Genomic DNA, 17,415 nt, shown 5'->3' on the forward strand with positions numbered 1-17,415 from the left:
TATTTCTCCAAATGATTGTACATAATCCAACATGGTTAGAGATTCATGGCCAATAGAAACTAACCTACTAAATTAATATAAAGGAGATAGACAATGACGTTAAATCTTAGATTAACCGACAGTGATATTTTGGGAGGAGCTCCAGCGTATATCGATACGGTATCCCGATACGCTTCGCGAGGGGTGCTCGTTGATCATAATGGACAAGTTGCCATGATGTATATGGCTGAATTGGACCTCTATAAACTTCCGGGTGGCGGTATAGAGGAAGGTGAGTCACCAGAGGAAGCTTTTTTGCGCGAGACTATTGAGGAGACTGGTTATGAGGCAAAGGTGGTTCACGAACTAGGAGTTGTTGAGGAGCACAAGAACAGAAATCGCTTCCTGCAATAYTCCTATTGTTACTTGGCGAAAGCACAAAGAAGCACAGAACAGACATCCCTAACGGAAGCTGAAGAGCAGCTCGGAATGTCCGTTCAATGGATGACGATCAGGCAGGCAATTGAAGTTATGGAAAAGGATACAAACAGCAGTGCTGATGATTATGGCAATCTTTTTATGCTAATGCGTGATCGAATGATACTGAAAGAGGCTGCAGGACTGCTGGAGAAAATAGACTTATTTTAAGTCTTTTTTCCAGTATATACATTATTGGAAATGCCTATTAAGGTTATTGTTTTTATATATTATTCAAATAGGATTCTGGGTTATATGATGGATTAAATAAAAACAGGGGAGTGGAATAAGGATGAACAAGTCCATCTATGACTTTCAAGTAAATGAGATTACTGGGGAGTCTATTCATCTGTCTGCTTTCAGTGGCAGGGTTCTTCTAATCGTTAATACAGCAAGTCAATGCGGATATGCCAAGCAGTTCGACGGTCTTCAGCAGCTATATGAAAAATATTGGATGCATGGCTTAGAAATACTGGGCTTCCCATGCAATCAGTTCAATGACAAAGAGCCCGGCAGCAATACGGAAGTTGAGGAGCATTGCCGACGCAATGTTGGGGTAACCTTTTCGTTATTTGAAAAGGTAGAGCTAAGGGGACAAAATGTCCATCCGCTTTTTCAATATCTTACGGAGCAGGCACCTTTCCAAGGTTATGATCCGGACAATGCTGCTGAGATGTGGATGAAGGATTTTCTCCAGCAGAATCATCCGGACTTGTACGACGGCGATGGCGTAAAGTGGAACTTCTCCAAGTTTCTCATTAACCGAGAGGGACAAGTGGTCGGCCGATTCGAGCCAACGACACAGCCGACCGATTTGGAGCTGGCTATTGAGGAAGCATTGTCGGCCGACTAGCTTAACAAATCGTGATTATCGATCTTCACATGGATATGGGGCTGAATGTCGATCTTCGGATATTCTGCCACCCTGCCATCCACTTCGAAATCCCGGATAATAAAATCCTCGGTATGAAATAATTGCGCTTTAATCTGCTCCAGTATCGACTGCATGCCTGCCCCTCCTTATCGGGTGAGTGTAAATGAAGGAGGGGTAATCGAGTGCTCCAGCGAAGTAAGTAACCCTTAGATAGAAAAATAGTTTGAGGGAGGCACTCTCAATGTACAAGTATTTGAAGTTAGCTATGGCTGTTATTTTCGTTTCTACGCTGCTTATGCAACCCGTCTATGCAGCGAGTAAGACGACAAAATTTAAGGTCACTCTGGTTAGTGTGGAGCTGGTTGAGAATAATCATGTCGGTAATGAGTGGTTCACAACGGCGTATATTAACGATAAAGAAGTGAAGGAGGGCGGCAGTGTTACCTTAAATCTGAAATCAACAGATAGTGTAAAGCTTAAGGCTTATGCTGAGGAACAGGATAAAATTCCGGATAGCAGCTCATCCAATACTGCCATTAAAGCTTCCTCCATAACCAAAACGATAAATAAAAATTTGAAAGTAGTCGTTACAGAAAATCGCGGCAGGTATTCCGGGAACACCGCCGAGTGGAAGTTTACTTTTAAAATTCAAAAGTAAATATAAAAAACGGTTGTCTTAATGGGGACTATCCTGTAAGACTAGCTGCGGTCCAATTAGACCCTACGGGGGTCTTATTGGGTGATTGCTGTGTGAAATTAGTAACGATAAGACCCTGAGAGGGTCTTATTTGCTAAATATGGGGAGGGAACTAAGCTTCTTTGAGCGTTCGGAGATGCAATAAGACCCTACGAGGGTCTTATTGGGTGATTGCTGCCTGAAATTAGTAACGATAAGACCCTGAGAGGGTCTTATTTGCTAAATATGTGAAGGGAACTAAGCTTTCATGAGCGTTCGGAGATGCGATAAGACCCTACGGGGGTCTTATTGGATGATTGCTGCCTGAAATTAGTAACGATAAGACCCTGCGAGGGTCTTATCGTTTTAGAGAGGGCCAGTTGGGACAGCCTTCTTATCTTATTTCTTGAACTTCGCAGCAAAAGCCCTTTCATCCCCATGGAATACGTTAATATCCACATAGGCATCGATACCGGAGATTCTGCCACGATTATTAAATTGCCAGAAGATCCAAGCCCGGTCGTCCTTCAGGGATGGATGCTTCACAATATCTCTGATCCAGATCTCATAGCCGTCGAAGCTTCCTGCTATGTAGGTGTTAAAAGTATCGTAGGTGACATACAGAATGGGCTTTTGCTTGTAATGCTGCTCCAGTTGATCCGCTAGGGTGGTTAGCTCACCTTGAATGAGTGGAACATCTTTATCCAGACTGATCTCAATATCGATGACTGGGGGAAGGTTGGCGGCCTCATTAGGAACCTCTTCAATAAAATGTGCAGCTTGCTGAGAACCGGTACTTTGAGTGGTGAAAAAATGATAGGCACCAATGAGCATGCCATTGCTCTTAGCCTGCTCCCAATTAGCAATGAAATGGCTATCGGTCATATCTTTTCCTTCGGTTGCTTTGATATAGATAAATTGCCACTTTCCGCTGTCAGCGACCTTCTTCCAATTAATTTCCCCCTGATAGTGAGAGACATCGATTCCTCTTACATCATATTTGGCCGCGAACAAGCTGTTATGCCAGATGATCCCCTTGTATTCTAGTACCACGGCAATAAGGAGTAACAGCAGCAGCCCAGCGATTATTTTATGCCATCTCTTTAGCTTCATGGCTACACTTCCTTCAATGAATACTAGACTTACAAAACATCCCGGATTAATAGACGATATCCTGCCTTTAATTGTTTCAAATTCACTCTTGCTTCCGGCCGATGTTCGGAATAGTATAATAAGTAAATATCTGGTATGTGCGACTGGCGTAAACGTGGATAACCACGAGGGAGCACATATGTCATCAGCCGTACGCCTGGGCAAAGTATTTGTTCTCGTTACTTTTACGAGAATGAGTACTTTTTTATTTTTAGGAGGATGAGGATATGGAACAGGTGCAGAAGAAGAGGAATGTAGCGATTCTGATCTACGACAATGTAGAGATATTGGATTTTACCGGACCGTACGAAGTGTTTATTACGGGCAGTAATTTCGGACAGGATTTCCATGTCTATACGGTAGCCGAGCATAACCATCCTATCACAGCATTAGGTAATCTCAGCGTGAATCCAGCGTACACCATCCATGATTGCCCGAAGCCAGATATTATGCTCATCCCCGGCGGCCGTGGTGTTCGGCAAGAATTGAACAACAGAGTACTAACGGACTGGATCCACAGCTGTGCGGATGAAGCTGAGCTCATATTGTCTGTATGTACGGGAGCGCTGCTTTTAGCTAAAGCTGTTGAATTGGAAGGGCTAAAGCTGACCACCTATCATCTTGCTATTGAGGAATTAAGACAGATTGCGCCTGAATCGGCGGAAATTATTGACAACGTTAAGTATGTAGATAACGGCAAGATTATTATGTCTGCGGGTGTATCTGCCGGTATAGATATGTCCTTATATGTAATCAGCAAGCTTCATAGCGAAGAGCGGGCCCTAAAGACAGCGAGGTTGATGGAATATGATTGGACGCCAAGAAAGCATTCCTGATCAAATATAGCGAGCTACCTCAATGATAAGATAACTGCAAATGTAAACGAAGGAGCTGGGTAACTGAATTCAAATGGAACATTATACGAGAGTCCAACAAGCCATCATTTTTATGGAAGAACAGCTGCAGGAGCCTCTTAGCTTAGAGGCCATTGCCAAGGAAGCGGGGTTTTCGGTCTATCATTTTCAAAGGATCTTTCACGCTATTTCTGGATTTACGGTTCAGGAATACATTCGGAAGAGAAGATTAAGCGTCGCTGCTGCGGAGCTTCTGGTTACCAGAAAAACGGTACTAGACATCGCTGTGTCTTATCAATACGGCTCGCAGGAGGCATTCACCCGTGCTTTCAGTAGTTATTTCGGCGTAACTCCAGCTAAGTATCGTAAACAGCAGCAACCACTTGCTTCCCAGCATCCAATCGACTTCATTGCTCTAACAGCCAATATTCGAGGAGGGCTGAATATGTACAAACCGGACATAGTCGAGCTTCCTACCATTCGTATTATCGGGTATAACTACGCAACGAATTTGAATAACGAATTATATTTTGAGGAGATTCCGAGGTTTTACGGGCATTTTGGCAGCAATGAATATTTTATGCGTATCCCAAACAAAGCCCGGCCGGCCTTTGCCTATGGTATTTCCCACTCCTTCCGTGAGGATGGTGCTTTTTCCTTCCTTATTGGCGAGGAGGTCACAGCATTTGCAGAAGTGGAGGAGGGCTTTGACTGCCTGGAGCTTCCAGCAGGGAAATACGCAGCATTCCGTAACAGCAGCATGCCTGAACTTGGGCAAAATACTTGGAAGTATATTTACGGTACATGGCTGCCTAACAGCAATTATGAGCGTGGAGAAGGGCCGGACTTTGAGGTAACAGATGTGATGTATTCTACACCTGAGAATATTAGTATGACAGTCTATATTCCCATTCATTAAAACGTCAATTCACAGGGCATGTTGGATATTCCAACATGCCCTGTTTTGCATATAAAAAGAAAAATGTTCCAAAACTATATTGACACCCGATATATCGAGTTGTAATATATAGCCATAAGATGTATCGCGTGTCGATATATTAGAGGGGAGAGAAAAAGACTGAACGATGTGAAAGAGATGCTGCCGCTGACGGAAGCTTTTTATTATATCTTAATTGTTCTATATACGGAGCCTTCGCATGGATATGGGATTATGCAGGATACCGAGAAAATGAGTAACGGACGGGTCAAGATTGGTGCCGGCACTTTATACACGGCGCTCAATACCTTGCTCAATAAAGGGTTAATTGAACTTTATCCTGTGCCTGAGGGAACGGATACCCGGCGTAAGATGTATGCCATTACGGAGAATGGCAGGCAGGTTGTGTCTGCGGAAGTCGCAAGGCTGGAAGAGCTTCTGGACGTAGGGCGTCAGGCTCTGATTACGAAGAAGGGGTGAGGCTGTTGAGTGAAAAGCTGGAAAAGCGTCATCGGCTGATTATGGCCTGGAATTATGAGAAGGGAGAGCAATGGATGAATGAGTTGTCGAGCCAAGGATTACATTTTAAAAAAGGCGGACTCATAAGCAGCTCTTTCGTGCGTGATGAATCGGTTCGGTATACGTATAGGATGGATTATCAGACCGGACAGTCTCGGGAAAACGGGAAATTTCAGGAGTATCTTGATTTATATCAAGATGCGGGCTGGGAATATGTCAGTTCATTCGGATTGACCTGGCATTACTTCCGAAGGGAGTGGCAGCCGGGTGAAGAGCCTCAGCTATATACAGACCGTGAATCTTTAATTATGCTCTATAAAAGGCTGCTGGGAGTTATAAGCGCTATGTTGTTCGTTAATCTCTTTATCATGATTTTGAACATGGTTAATCTGAATACTTTCTTTACAGAGGGGCTCTGGACGATAGGTATTCCGCTGATGATCCTCTATCTTGGACTGTTTACCTTGTTAGGATATGGCTGCTGGAAGATAAAGAAGAAAGTAAATAATCTTAAGCTGCAAGTATAGTCTTGAAGGCTGCACACCTTAGGGTTTGCAGCTTTACAATAAAGGAGTGAGATCAGAATGAAACAAAATCAGTTAGGCAGCTCAAAGCTGCTCGTTGGAGAAATTGGTCTAGGATGCATGTCGCTTGGAACCGATGAACAGAAGGCAACAGCTCTTATTCATGAAGCATTGGAGCGGGGTGTTAACCTGCTGGATACCTCAGATCTGTATGACAGCGGGCTTAATGAAGAGCTGGTAGGCAAAGCGATCCGTGGACGGCGTGATCAGGTTGTGCTAGCGACGAAGGTTGGCAACCGGAGAATTCCTGGTCAAGAAGGATGGGCATGGGATCCGTCGAAACAATATATTTTATCGGCCGTAAAAGAAAGCCTTCGCAGACTAGGCACAGACTATATTGATCTGTACCAGCTGCATGGCGGAACGATTGAGGATCCGATCGAGGAGACGATCGAAGCGTTCGAGCAGTTAAAACAGGAGGGCATTATTCGGGAATATGGCATATCGTCGATTCGTCCAAATGTGATTCGGGAATATGCTGCTCGCTCCTCTATGGTCAGCGTGATGAATCCTTATAGTATCGTAGACCGACGTGCAGAAGAGTCGGTTCTACCGCTCTTGGAGGAGAAGGGGATTAGTGTCATTGCGCGAGGGCCAGTTGCGAGTGGTGCTCTAGCGGCGAATAGACAGCCGTCCAAAGCTGTGCCAGATTATGAGCTGGACGAGCTGCTTCATCTCCGTGAGCAGCTGCAGCAGTTGACGAGCACAGAGAGAAGTCTTTCGCAGCTTGCAATCCGCTACTCGCTTAGCCATCCGGCTGTAGCGGTGGCGATTCCGGGAGCCAGCTCCCGTGAACAGCTTCTTCAAAATATTGCGGCCGCCGATATTCCAGCATTAACAGGGGAAGAAGTGCAATTGATTCGCCGCTTGAGCAAAGCGGGCGTATACAAGGTTCACCGGTAATACCAATTCCATGGACCGGAGGCAGTTGTGCAGATATGGAAAATGCGAATAAGTACAGGCTTAGCAACCAAGAGATCGGAAAGATGGTACATGAGACATTTGGACAGGGCTTTCGCTCGGCAAGTGAGCTTACGGACGGCTGGGCTAATATGGCTTACTCCATCATGCTGGAGGATGGCCGGAAGACCGTTCTGAAGATTGCCCCTTCCAAGGATAAACTAATGATGCGCTATGAGAAAAACATTATGAAGACAGAGGTAGAGTCGATGAGGCTTGTCGCTGCCAATCCAGCTCTGCCGATCCCTCGAATTTATACGTATGATTCAACTTGTGAGCTGATCCAGGCGGAGTATTTCTTTATGGAATTTGTAGAAGGAACCGCATTAAATCAAATAAGAGACTCCCTTACACCGGAAGAGCGGGAGGTTATCATACGCCAGCTTGGCGGCTATAGCCGGACGATCAATGACTATAGGAACAGCTTTTTTGGCTCGCTTCAACCTGATGGGCGGAGAAGTGATAGTTGGGCGGAAGTGTTCGGTGGCATGCTGGAGGATGTGTTAGCTGATGGGAAGGACGCCAATGTCGCTTTACCTGTATCGTATGAGGAGATCGAGAAGGAGATCGCTCGGGCAAGTGGACTTCTTACGGATGTAAAGGAAGCCTGCTTAGTCCATTGGGATTTGTGGGATGGTAATATATTTGTGAAGGATGGAGCTATCTCCGGCCTTATCGATTTCGAGCGGGCATTCTGGGGCGATCCGTTATGTGAATATTATTTTGGCCGGCTTACGCAGGAGTGGTCGAACGCTTTTTACGCTGGATACGGGTTCAATGGTCTAACCGAGGTCGAGCAGAGAAGACGGATGCTGTACGATTTCTATATGGATCTCATATTCGTGATTGAATGCACGTACCGCAAATACGAGAATCAGGATCATATCAAGTGGACGCATGAGAATTTCAAAGAGGGCTTCAAGCGATTGCAGGCCTTATAAAATAACAGAAGCTGATGACGGTTTATGGACCGTTATCAGCTTTTTTAGTTATAGCTTCTTCATCACCTCGAATATACGAAGGTCGTTAATCGTTTGGATGACCATCGCCGAATCGGGCATTTGGAATTTTCTCAGAATGGAATTGATTTGCTTCTTGATTGTTTCGTATTCGACACAGCGCTCCTCGGCAATTTGCTTCCGCTTCTTGCCTTCGCACAGCAGACGAAGCACCTGCAATTCGCTTGGTGTCAGCTCGGAAATGATCTGGATAATATTAATCAGGCTGTTCTCCGCTCGTTTCACACGTGCAAATTCTTCCCGTATTTTCTCGGCAATCATCGGGCGGATGGGGGAGGCATTTATGTAGGCGGAGCGTACAGCTTCCATAACTTCGATGTCAGAAGCGTTTTTTAACAAATAGTCGATAATGCCGGTCTGGAAGGCTGCAAAGATGAAATTCTCATCCTTGTGAACCGTGAGGACGATAATTTTCATGAGTGGATATTTGTCGTTAATCACTTTCGCAGCTTGAATACCCGCAAATTGGGACTCCATCTCGATATCCATGAGAATCACATCAGGTTGATGCAGCGCTGCTTGAATTACCGCATCATGACCGGAGGAAGCGCGCGCCACACAAGAGAAATCAGCATGTCCAGCGAATGTTCGTTCCAGCCTTCGAAGATGGGCTTCCATGTCATCGGCGATGAGAATACGAATCGGTTGTTGTGTCATTGTACGGGCCCCTTTCGTCTATGGCTTTAAATCATCGGCAAGAACACCGTAAAGGTCGTTCCAACGTGTTGTTTGCTGTCTACTACAATCTTGCCATCATGCCCAAGGACGATCTTATGACAGTAGGACAAGCCAATTCCCCAGTTATTAACCGAAGCTTTGGTGGTGAAAAAAGGATCAAAGATCGCCTCCAAATGCTCCTCGGCGACGCCGGGGCCGTTATCGGAAATCCGGATGACCGCCCATCCGTTTTGCTGGCTGCGTTCAACAACAATTCTTCCGTCATCCCGGAATTGTAAGGATTCGCTGGCATTAAGAAGCAGGTTATAGATCGCTTCGTTCAAATGACTGGAATCGATATAGCCATTAGCAGAGGATGGGCTTGAAATAACGTCGACTTGGCAGCGGACATTCAGCTCGGTAAGCCGGGCAACCGCCTGCTGGACAGGAAGGTCGATCGACAGGGGCTGCAGATTCAGGTTGATATTTTTTAATTTATCAGCGGCCTCGTTAATACTATTGAGCGCTGACTCTGACGACTTCAAGATAAGGTCAAGACTATATATGGATTCGTTGTCAGCCTGATGACGTTCTTTGAGATAGGCTGCCTCAGATTGAATACCAATGAGATGATTCTTGAGGGCATGTGTAAATGCACGTGTACCAAGAGTGGCTGTATCAATACTTTTATTGATTTGAATATCGCGGTTTTTACGGTAATTCTCAATCGAGTTAAACTTGTAAACCAGGTAAATCATCAGAAACAGGGTCAGATAAATGGCGTATGGAAACACAGGAAGAAGAATGGATTGATAGCCAAGAGGAGGCTGCAAATAGTTGAAATATCCTTTCAAATAGGTTTCTCTCACCAATACTTTCGGAGCCCATGAGAATATAAAGAGATGGATAACGACGAGTGGAATAAAGAGAAGTACATGATAGAGTGTTAAGTTTTTGATGAACCTAATTTTCGGATAATTCAAATAATAATTGAGCAACAGGCCAAAAGCAACAAAAAGAATGAGATATCGAATGCTTTTTAATAGGAATCCCATAGCATGAAAGAATAGCTGGCTATCAATCTGGTTACTTAGCGCGATATGAAAAGTAGGATCATAGTAGATCGTCTCGATGATAAAAAAGAGCAGGATACACCCATAGCCAAATCTCCTCCAAGTGTTGCGGCTTTGGGTAAAGGCGATGGCGAAGCCAAGCAGAGAGCAGTAGAAAAGTCCAACACCAGCATTCAGCATACGAATAAGCCAATCCGGATTAAATTTGGTCAATACGAGATAATTCCAGGTGCCGGGACTGAAATCAAAGAAGCCATGAATGACATTGAAATAGTAATTGAACTTACTGAGGTACAAGGTGAACGCTACGAAAGAAAGCACCCAGCCGATAATGATCCCGTACATGAAGCGGGTTGAGGCATTATTCAGCTTCCGATACGTGAACAAAATAGTGAAAATGAGCAGCACTAATATAACGAATAGCATAGGGTCACTTCCTCATCCTGAAGCAAAATGGGGGTATAAAACATTCATCTATCGGCATGCCCTGCATTTACGTAATATTCAAATTAAGAAAACGCACACAAATCATATCAAAAAAAGGGTGAGTGTCAATGAAAAAAAGTTTAAAGCTTGCGGTGACAGGCTCATTGCTGGTGGGATTGCTGGCTGGATGCGGCACTAATGGGGAAACGGCAGGAGAGAAAAACACGACGTCTTCAGGCGAGGAAGCGGCTCCGGTTCACTTGAAAGCAACCGTACTTCCTGATGATTTGGAAACGTTCAAAATGGCCTATGCTGAGTTTAGTAAAGAAAACCCGAATATCGAAGTAGAATTCGAGACGATTCCACAGAAACAGTATTACGAAAAGCTTCGCATGCAGCTCTCATCCGGAAATGATATTGATTTGTTTGGCGGTAACATGGATGTATTCTTGGACACAGGTATCTTGGAACCATTGGACGATTCGATTAAGAATGCTGGCGTGGACGTCTCTGGCTACGGTCCTTTGTACGATTCGCTGAAAGTGAATGGCAAGGTATATGGACTTCCCTACCGGAAATCCAATTGGATGCTGTACTACAACAAAAATTTGTTCGATCAGGCTGGCGTCCCATATCCAAGTGATGATATGACCTGGAATGAATTCCGTGATTTGGCCAAGAAAATGACCAAAGGCGAAGGTGCCGATAAAATTTATGGTGCGTTCCTGCAGCCATGGGCACAAACCTGGTATATGCAAGGTGTTCAGACCGGCGCTTCGATTATTGATAAAGACCTAAGCACGTTTAAGGCGGGTCTTCAGTTCCGATTGGATATGGAGAAGGATGGTTCCATGATGGGTTGGGCAGAGCAAATCACGACCTCAGCTCATTACAATTCCGCTTTCCAAAAGGGGAATGTGGCGATGAATCTGATCGGGGACTGGCATGTAGCGCAGCTAAGACAAGCAGAAGCTGAGAAGAAAATAGATTTTGATTGGGATGTTGTACCGGTTCCGCATCCTGATGGCGTAGCTGCCAATACAAGCTTGGCCACTCCAGTATCTCTCATGGTGAACAGCAAGTCCAAGCATAAAGAAGAAGCTTTCAAAGTGATTGAATTCATGAGTGGTGCAAAAGGTGCCAAGCAGTTTGCGGCAAAAGGCTTCCTCACAGGTTATATGAACGATGATATTCGCAAGACTTACATTGGCGATGGCAGCTTGAAGCCTAAAAATATTCACTATTTCGTGGAACAAAAAGAGTATCCGGAATATCCGCTTTTGCCGGGCGTGAAAAACATTCTGGTGCAAAGCGTTTATATGCAAGAGGGAGAATTGGCCTTAACCGGCGCTGAAACGGTTGATCAAGCGATTGATAAGATCGGTGAGCGCGTAGCCTCCGAATGGGCAGATAAATACGCCAACGATTACAAAGCAGGCAAATAGAGTAAGGACAGAACAGAGGGGCCTTGGGCTTCACGGAATAGAACTGAAGCCCGGCTGCTTCGAAAGAGGTGAAGCATATGAAGAGTAAAGCGTTACGTCGTAATCGTTTGACAGGGTATACATTCTTGCTTCCCAATATTCTTGGTTTTCTGATTTTCATTTGCTTTCCGGTCTGTGCATCCTTCTTGATCAGCTTTACGGAATGGAACGGGTTTGGTGAGATTAAATTTGCCGGATTATCGAATTACACCCGTTTATGGAGCGATGAAACATTTCGGATCTCTTTGCTCAACAGTTTGATTATGACGGCCGTGTCCGTACCGGCTACGTTAATCCTTGCAATCTTGGCAGCAGTCGCCCTCAATAAAGGACTGAAGGGCGTTAAGATATTTCGAACGGCGATTTTCTTGCCGCATATTACAGCCACTATTGCTGTAGCCGTCGTATGGCAGCTCATTTATAACCCAACAATGGGACCGCTCAACGGATTTCTAAGAAGCCTGGGGATTGATAATCCGCCAACCTGGCTTGCATCTACAGAGTGGGCGCTATTCTCCGTCATTGTCGTTAGTATCTGGCACTCAATCGGTTATTACATGGTGCTGTATTTGGCGGGCCTTCAGGGAATTCCAAAGGATCTTTATGAAGCGGCTGAAATCGATGGCGCAGGCAAGGTTTCACAGTTCCGCAACATTACATTGCCGATGCTGTCGCCTGTTATTTTCTTCACGGTTATTATGGGTATTATTAATTCGTTTAAGGTATTTGATCTGGTGTTTGTTCTGACCAGAGGAGGACCCGGCCGTTCAACGCATATGCTTGTGTACGATATTTATGAAACGGCCTTTCAGCGCTACGAATATGGCTATGCTTCTGCAATGGCCTACGTCCTGTTCGCGATCATCCTTGTCATAACATTGATTCAATTTAGAGGACAAAAACGTTGGGTGAACTATTCCTAACGGGTTGTGAGAGAGGAGAAGCCAGCATGAGTACGCGAATAGAAGCAAGCCAGATGATGACGATAAAAAGAAGTCCACAGCTTGGAGTATGGGTTAGAAAAACGGTGTTATATGTGGTCGTGTCCGTTGTCGCCTTGTCCATGGTTCTTCCTTTCCTCTGGATGGTATCCGCTTCGGTGAAGTCGGAGGCGGAAATATTCAGCTTCCCGATTCAGTGGATCCCAAGCCATTTCTTCTGGTCGAATTACAGTAAGGTATGGACGGAGCTTCCCTTTTTCACCTATTACCTGAATACGATCAAGATTGCTGTATTTACCACATTGCTGCAAATCATTACTTGCTCGACGGCAGCCTATGCATTTGCGAAAGTGAAGTTTCCAGAACGGGATAAGCTGTTCTTCTTATATGTAGCAACGATGATGGTACCCTATCAGGTCATGATGATTCCGCAGTTCGTCTTAATTGACAAAATCGGTTTAATTGATTCACATTGGGCGTTGATTTTACTAGGGGCTTTTAATCCATTTGGCGTATTCCTGTTCAGACAGTTTTTTATGTCTATTCCGGAAGAACTATCGGAGGCTGCTAGAATTGACGGTCTGAGTGAGTTTGGGGTTTATATGCGTATCATCATGCCGCTCATTCGTCCAGCGATTGCGAGTCTTACGATTTTCACCTTTATGCACTCCTGGAACGATTTCCTTGGTCCGTTAATCTACTTGAATTCGGATGTTTTATTTACGCTCCAGCTTGGCATGCAGCATTTCCAATCCGAGCATGCGACGGAGTATGGACCGTTGATGGCTGCAGCGGTTTGTGCGATTATTCCTACCATTCTCATTTACTTTTTGGCCCAGGATCATTTTGTAGAAGGTATTTCCGCAGGGGCGGTTAAAGGGTGAGTATAGGATGAGGCCAAATATCATTTATATATTTGCGGATCAATGGAGGAAGCAGGCTGCCGGTTTTATGGGTGAGGATCCTGTCATCACTCCCAATATTGATCGATTCGCACAAGAGAGTCTGGTGTTTCAACATGCACTCTCTTGTACGCCGCTATGCTCGCCGCATCGTGCGGCGCTTATGACTGGCAGGTATCCGCAATCGACTGGTGTCTATACGAACTGTAAGAATGGGGCAGATGTTATGCTCAGCCCAGATGAAGTGTGTATTGGCGATGTTCTGAAGGGGGCCGGCTATCAAACCGGATATATCGGCAAATGGCATTTAGACTTACCTGAGCAGAACAAGTGTCCGGAGCCGGAATCTGGTGCACGGGATTGGGATGCCTATACACCGCCAGGGCCCAAAAGGCACGGCTTTGATTACTGGTATTCCTACGGGGCTTATGATCATCACTTAAAGCCTCATTATTGGAGAGACACACCGGACATGATAAAGGTTGACCAGTGGTCCTTGGAGCATGAGACCGATATGGCGCTGGATTTTATCCGGACAAAAGGAAGCGATGGCAGCAAGGATCCGTTTGCTTTATTTGTCTCTTGGAATCCGCCTCACAGTCCTTTCGAGCTTGTACCTGATCGGTACAAGGAGATGTACAGTGGGCGAGAGCTGAGCCTGCGTCCCAATGTCAGCTCGGAGCAGCTTACAGCGCACACGGGCGAACCGTTTGAAAGTGGAGATGAGGCACTGCTTCGGTATACACGGGATTACTTTGCAGCGGTATCGGGCATGGATGAGCAGTTCGGCCGTATTTGGCAGGAGGTTCAGAAGCTGGGGCTGTCGGAGAATACATTAATTGTCCTTTCTTCCGATCACGGTGAGCTGATGGGCTCACACGGCTTAATGGCGAAGCACTCCTGGCATGAGGAATCTATTGGCATCCCATGTTTGATGAACTGGAAAGGTATGATCAGGCAGGGTGGTACGGAGCTTCTATTTAATAGTGTAGATATTATGCCTACCTTGCTAGGACTTGCAGGGCTTCCTGTACCTTCTGCCGTTGAGGGACTGGATTTATCCGGAGATATTCTCGGAAGGAGTCATACGAAAATTTCCTCTGCCTTCCTTAGTGCTTTTCCAGGAAGAAAAGAAGCGATTGAGAGCTATGCCGCCGAGGGCTTGGACAATCGGAGATTTGGATGGCGTGGAATTCGAACAAGGCAATATACCTATGTCGTTCATCAAGGGTACGCACCAGGCGATGATGTGCAGCGCGTCTTGTATGACCATGAGAGAGATCCGTATCAGCTCGATCCTCTTATCATAAAAGGACTTCCGCAAACGGAGCTGCTAATGGCGTTAGAAGAAGAACTGCAAAGCTGGTTAGAACGCACACAGGATAAGTTTGATCTCAGCAGGTAGGAGAGGATGGCAGCAATGTGGCGTGATGCAATCGAAGACGCAATCGGCAAAATCCGCCGGAATTTGGAGCAGCATCAAGGTGCTTTTCCGCATATTACGAATGAGAAGCGCTACTCGTGGTCCGAAAATGAAGACTGGATTGAAGGGTTTCATACCGGGCTTACGTGGCTCAGCTATGAATATAGTCGAGATGCCTTTTTCCAAGTACAGGCTAAGCAGCAGATTGCAGATTTTAAACGGCGTCTGGAAGAGAAAGCATGCTTGGAGCATCACGATATCGGTTTTTTGTACGGGCTGTCTGCATTAGCAGGATGGATTGTGGAGAAGGACGACAGTGCTCGTGACCTTGCTCTGCAAGCAGCCGATCATTTGCTTGGCAGATGGCGTGAGCAAGGCGGCTACTTGCAAGCTTGGGGACCAGAGAATGATGAGACAAATGGCGGCCGAATCATTATTGACTGTTTATTGAACCTGCCTTTGTTATATTGGGCTTCCGAAGTGACAGGGCAGCCGAGATATGCGGAAATAGCCTTTAAGCAGGCTGAGCTATCCAGACGTTATCTAGTGCGTGGCGATGATTCTTCTTATCATACTTTTTATTTCAATCCAGAGACAGGTGTGCCGCTTGGTGGGGGCACCCATCAAGGCTATACGGATGGCTCGACTTGGACACGCGGACAGGCATGGGGCATATATGGCTTTGCGCTCTCTTACCGTTACACAAAGGAGCCTGCCTTTCTGCGAACGTCCAAACGGCTGCTTAAATATTTCCTTGAACATCTACCGGAAGACCATATCGCTTATTGGGACTTCAATGTGCCAATTGAAGCGAATACGAGTCGTGACAGTTCGGCATCGGCGATCACAGCCTGCGGGATGCTGGAGCTGATTGACCTTCTACCAGAAGACGATGCCGATCGCAGCTGGATTAAGCAGGGGCTGGATCAAACGATGCACTCACTTGTGAGCAAGTACGCAACGATTGGCGAAGAAGCAGAAGGCTTGCTTAAGCACGGATCTTATCATGTCAGAGGGAATAATGGTCTGGATGACTATATGATCTGGGGAGATTATTACTATTTGGAAGCATTAATGCGCCTAGAACGCGGCATACCGGGTTACTGGTATGAGCGGAATACGAAGTAACTTTAACTTACATGACATACAGCTTCAATATCATCGACTGCCCCATTAACTGGGGCAGCTTTTTTGTGTTTTCCCACAGAATGACCTTAACGATGTGCGACATCGTTAAGAAGGTGAAATTTTGTATGGGAAGAGGTCTTAACGATGCGCGACATCGTTAAGACGGCAGAAAACGTAGGGAAAAGAGGTGAAAGCAACCAAATCGATGAGCTTAACGATGTGCCGCATCGTTAGGAAGGTGAAATCGTGTGTGGGAAGAGGTCTTAACGATGTGCGACATCATTAAGGTGTACAGAGAAGGGAGAGATGGTTGGAAAAGTAACCTATTCAGGATTGGACGGAAACAGCCTTACAGAAAGTAATGGAGATTAACTAAAGTTACTTGTAAAATATGGATAACAATCTATGATGATAGCAATTCCCTATTAGGAGGAAATCCTGTGCTTATCCGACGCTTGCAGCAAAACGATCAGCAAGATGTGATCCATATTTTCGAGGAATATCCCCTGCAGTTCCCATCATTTGTTGTTGCTAAATATCCTGAAAGGTGGAGGGAATACTTCACAAGTTCCTCATGCAAAAGTGAGTATTATATTGCGGAGGAGGATGGCATAGTCTGTGGGCATACAGGTTTTATCTACAATGATGAAGCTGGCCTCTACGAGATTGTTGGTGTCGTCGTCAAGAAAAGTGCTGCCCGAAAGGGGATAGGCAGAGTTTTGCTCAGCTCAGTTTGTAATAGATTGAGAGAGCTAAACGAGGAGAAAGTGATTTTGTACACGCTGGGTCATCCGGGGAATGAGGGCACGATTGATTTTTACCGGAACATAGGCTTTGATTTGATCAAAAAGGAACAAGACTTTTTTACAGAAGGCTATCATCGGGTTACCTTTATGAAAATATTAAATGGGGGCTGAAGTATGGAGCATTTGTATAAGAATTATAGAATTAGCGATGACAAGTCACTATTCAACATAGAAACAATTGGTGCATTCTTAGCCAGAAGCTACTGGGCGAATCAAAGGCCGATAGAGATGATCGAAAAGTCCATTCAAAACTCGGTTTGTTACGGTGTTTATCAGGAGGACAAGCAGGTTGGCTTTGCTCGTGTTGTTACGGATTGGGCGACAGTTTATTATCTGGCTGATGTGTTTATCGACGAGGAACATAGAGGACATGGGCTGGGCAAGGAATTGGTTGGACTTATTGTTGGACAGTACGAGGGGATAATGGGACTGCTTGGTACCTTAGATGCTCATGGGCTGTATGAGCAATTTGGGTTCAGGAGAAATGCAGATAGATTTATGAATAAAAGGCCTTAGAAATGTGAAAGACGATGCAGAGAACTTC

General features: G+C 45.4%; 20 protein-coding genes and 1 riboswitch. Of the genes, 16 read left to right on the plus strand and 4 right to left on the minus strand.

From position 1 onward, the window contains the following. The first annotated feature begins 93 nt into the window (after positions 1 to 93). Entirely contained in the window at positions 94 to 627 is a 534-nt protein-coding gene (locus tag AB4Y93_RS17220) for an NUDIX hydrolase (RefSeq protein ID WP_441894054.1), read from the plus strand. 121 nt (positions 628 to 748) lie between these two features. Continuing rightward, entirely contained in the window at positions 749 to 1,309 is a 561-nt protein-coding gene (locus AB4Y93_RS17225) for a glutathione peroxidase (protein ID WP_441894056.1), read from the plus strand. Here the strand turns inward: AB4Y93_RS17225 and AB4Y93_RS17230 are convergent. Further along, on the minus strand, positions 1,306 to 1,464 hold the full coding sequence (locus AB4Y93_RS17230; RefSeq protein ID WP_441894058.1) for a hypothetical protein: 159 nt from the start codon (positions 1,462 to 1,464) through the stop codon (positions 1,306 to 1,308). The genes AB4Y93_RS17225 and AB4Y93_RS17230 overlap by 4 nt on opposite strands. Positions 1,465 to 1,571: 107 nt before the next feature. On the opposite strand from AB4Y93_RS17230, the gene AB4Y93_RS17235 reads away from it, so the two are divergent. Next, complete coding sequence (locus AB4Y93_RS17235; protein ID WP_441894060.1) at positions 1,572 to 1,988, plus strand: hypothetical protein; 417 nt, start codon at positions 1,572 to 1,574, stop codon at positions 1,986 to 1,988. 417 nt (positions 1,989 to 2,405) lie between these two features. Here the strand turns inward: AB4Y93_RS17235 and AB4Y93_RS17240 are convergent, their stop codons facing one another. After that, entirely contained in the window at positions 2,406 to 3,119 is a 714-nt protein-coding gene (locus tag AB4Y93_RS17240) for a glycoside hydrolase family 25 protein (protein WP_441894062.1), read from the minus strand. 129 nt (positions 3,120 to 3,248) lie between these two features. After that, a riboswitch (ZMP/ZTP riboswitch) is annotated at positions 3,249 to 3,328 on the plus strand. Positions 3,329 to 3,385: 57 nt separating this feature from the next. Between AB4Y93_RS17240 and AB4Y93_RS17245 the strand changes: the two genes are divergently transcribed. The 6 genes from AB4Y93_RS17245 (at position 3,386) to AB4Y93_RS17270 (ending at position 7,953) form a co-directional block, all read left to right on the plus strand. Beyond that, positions 3,386 to 3,994, plus strand: coding sequence for a DJ-1/PfpI family protein (locus AB4Y93_RS17245; RefSeq protein ID WP_441894064.1), 609 nt, complete (start codon positions 3,386 to 3,388; stop codon positions 3,992 to 3,994). 73 nt (positions 3,995 to 4,067) lie between these two features. Next, the gene (locus AB4Y93_RS17250) at positions 4,068 to 4,931 is read left to right on the plus strand and encodes an AraC family transcriptional regulator (protein WP_441894066.1); all 864 of its coding nucleotides are present in this window, start codon (positions 4,068 to 4,070) and stop codon (positions 4,929 to 4,931) included. Positions 4,932 to 5,108: 177 nt separating this feature from the next. After that, positions 5,109 to 5,429, plus strand: a complete 321-nt coding sequence (locus AB4Y93_RS17255; protein WP_441894365.1) for a PadR family transcriptional regulator — start codon at positions 5,109 to 5,111, stop codon at positions 5,427 to 5,429. Between the two features lie 5 nt (positions 5,430 to 5,434). Then, positions 5,435 to 5,995: a DUF2812 domain-containing protein gene (locus tag AB4Y93_RS17260; RefSeq protein ID WP_441894068.1), complete on the plus strand. Its 561-nt coding sequence runs from the start codon at positions 5,435 to 5,437 to the stop codon at positions 5,993 to 5,995. Between the two features lie 57 nt (positions 5,996 to 6,052). Then, complete coding sequence (locus tag AB4Y93_RS17265) at positions 6,053 to 6,955, plus strand: aldo/keto reductase (RefSeq protein WP_441894070.1); 903 nt, start codon at positions 6,053 to 6,055, stop codon at positions 6,953 to 6,955. 35 nt (positions 6,956 to 6,990) lie between these two features. Continuing rightward, complete coding sequence (locus AB4Y93_RS17270; protein WP_441894072.1) at positions 6,991 to 7,953, plus strand: phosphotransferase family protein; 963 nt, start codon at positions 6,991 to 6,993, stop codon at positions 7,951 to 7,953. A 48-nt stretch (positions 7,954 to 8,001) separates the two neighbouring features. On the opposite strand, the gene AB4Y93_RS17275 is transcribed toward AB4Y93_RS17270, so the two are convergent. Together AB4Y93_RS17275 and AB4Y93_RS17280 are read right to left on the minus strand one after the other, a co-directional pair. Then, on the minus strand, positions 8,002 to 8,688 hold the full coding sequence (locus tag AB4Y93_RS17275; protein WP_441894074.1) for a response regulator transcription factor: 687 nt from the start codon (positions 8,686 to 8,688) through the stop codon (positions 8,002 to 8,004). 26 nt (positions 8,689 to 8,714) lie between these two features. Beyond that, complete coding sequence (locus AB4Y93_RS17280) at positions 8,715 to 10,187, minus strand: sensor histidine kinase (protein WP_441894076.1); 1,473 nt, start codon at positions 10,185 to 10,187, stop codon at positions 8,715 to 8,717. A 128-nt stretch (positions 10,188 to 10,315) separates the two neighbouring features. Here AB4Y93_RS17280 and AB4Y93_RS17285 point away from each other — a divergent pair, with 128 nt between their 5' ends. The 7 genes from AB4Y93_RS17285 to AB4Y93_RS17315 all read left to right on the plus strand — a co-directional run bounded on the left by AB4Y93_RS17285 (position 10,316) and on the right by AB4Y93_RS17315 (position 17,387). After that, positions 10,316 to 11,632 (plus strand): ABC transporter substrate-binding protein, encoded by a 1,317-nt coding sequence (locus AB4Y93_RS17285; RefSeq protein ID WP_441894078.1) that lies wholly within the window; start codon positions 10,316 to 10,318, stop codon positions 11,630 to 11,632. A gap of 77 nt (positions 11,633 to 11,709) precedes the next feature. Further along, entirely contained in the window at positions 11,710 to 12,594 is an 885-nt protein-coding gene (locus AB4Y93_RS17290; RefSeq protein ID WP_091188261.1) for a carbohydrate ABC transporter permease, read from the plus strand. 26 nt (positions 12,595 to 12,620) lie between these two features. Continuing rightward, the gene (locus tag AB4Y93_RS17295) at positions 12,621 to 13,496 is read left to right on the plus strand and encodes a carbohydrate ABC transporter permease (protein ID WP_441894081.1); all 876 of its coding nucleotides are present in this window, start codon (positions 12,621 to 12,623) and stop codon (positions 13,494 to 13,496) included. Positions 13,497 to 13,503: 7 nt separating this feature from the next. Further along, a complete protein-coding gene (locus AB4Y93_RS17300) occupies positions 13,504 to 14,919 on the plus strand; it encodes a sulfatase family protein (RefSeq protein WP_441894083.1) in 1,416 nt (471 codons plus the stop codon). A gap of 15 nt (positions 14,920 to 14,934) precedes the next feature. Next, complete coding sequence (locus tag AB4Y93_RS17305) at positions 14,935 to 16,065, plus strand: glycoside hydrolase family 88 protein (protein WP_441894366.1); 1,131 nt, start codon at positions 14,935 to 14,937, stop codon at positions 16,063 to 16,065. Between the two features lie 440 nt (positions 16,066 to 16,505). Continuing rightward, the gene (locus AB4Y93_RS17310; RefSeq protein ID WP_441894085.1) at positions 16,506 to 16,982 is read left to right on the plus strand and encodes a GNAT family N-acetyltransferase; all 477 of its coding nucleotides are present in this window, start codon (positions 16,506 to 16,508) and stop codon (positions 16,980 to 16,982) included. A 3-nt stretch (positions 16,983 to 16,985) separates the two neighbouring features. Then, positions 16,986 to 17,387 (plus strand): GNAT family N-acetyltransferase, encoded by a 402-nt coding sequence (locus AB4Y93_RS17315; RefSeq protein WP_441894087.1) that lies wholly within the window; start codon positions 16,986 to 16,988, stop codon positions 17,385 to 17,387. The last annotated feature ends 28 nt before the right edge of the window (positions 17,388 to 17,415 follow it).

This window comes from Paenibacillus sp. YAF4_2 (assembly GCF_052113225.1).
In the GTDB taxonomy this organism is placed as follows: domain Bacteria; phylum Bacillota; class Bacilli; order Paenibacillales; family Paenibacillaceae; genus Pristimantibacillus.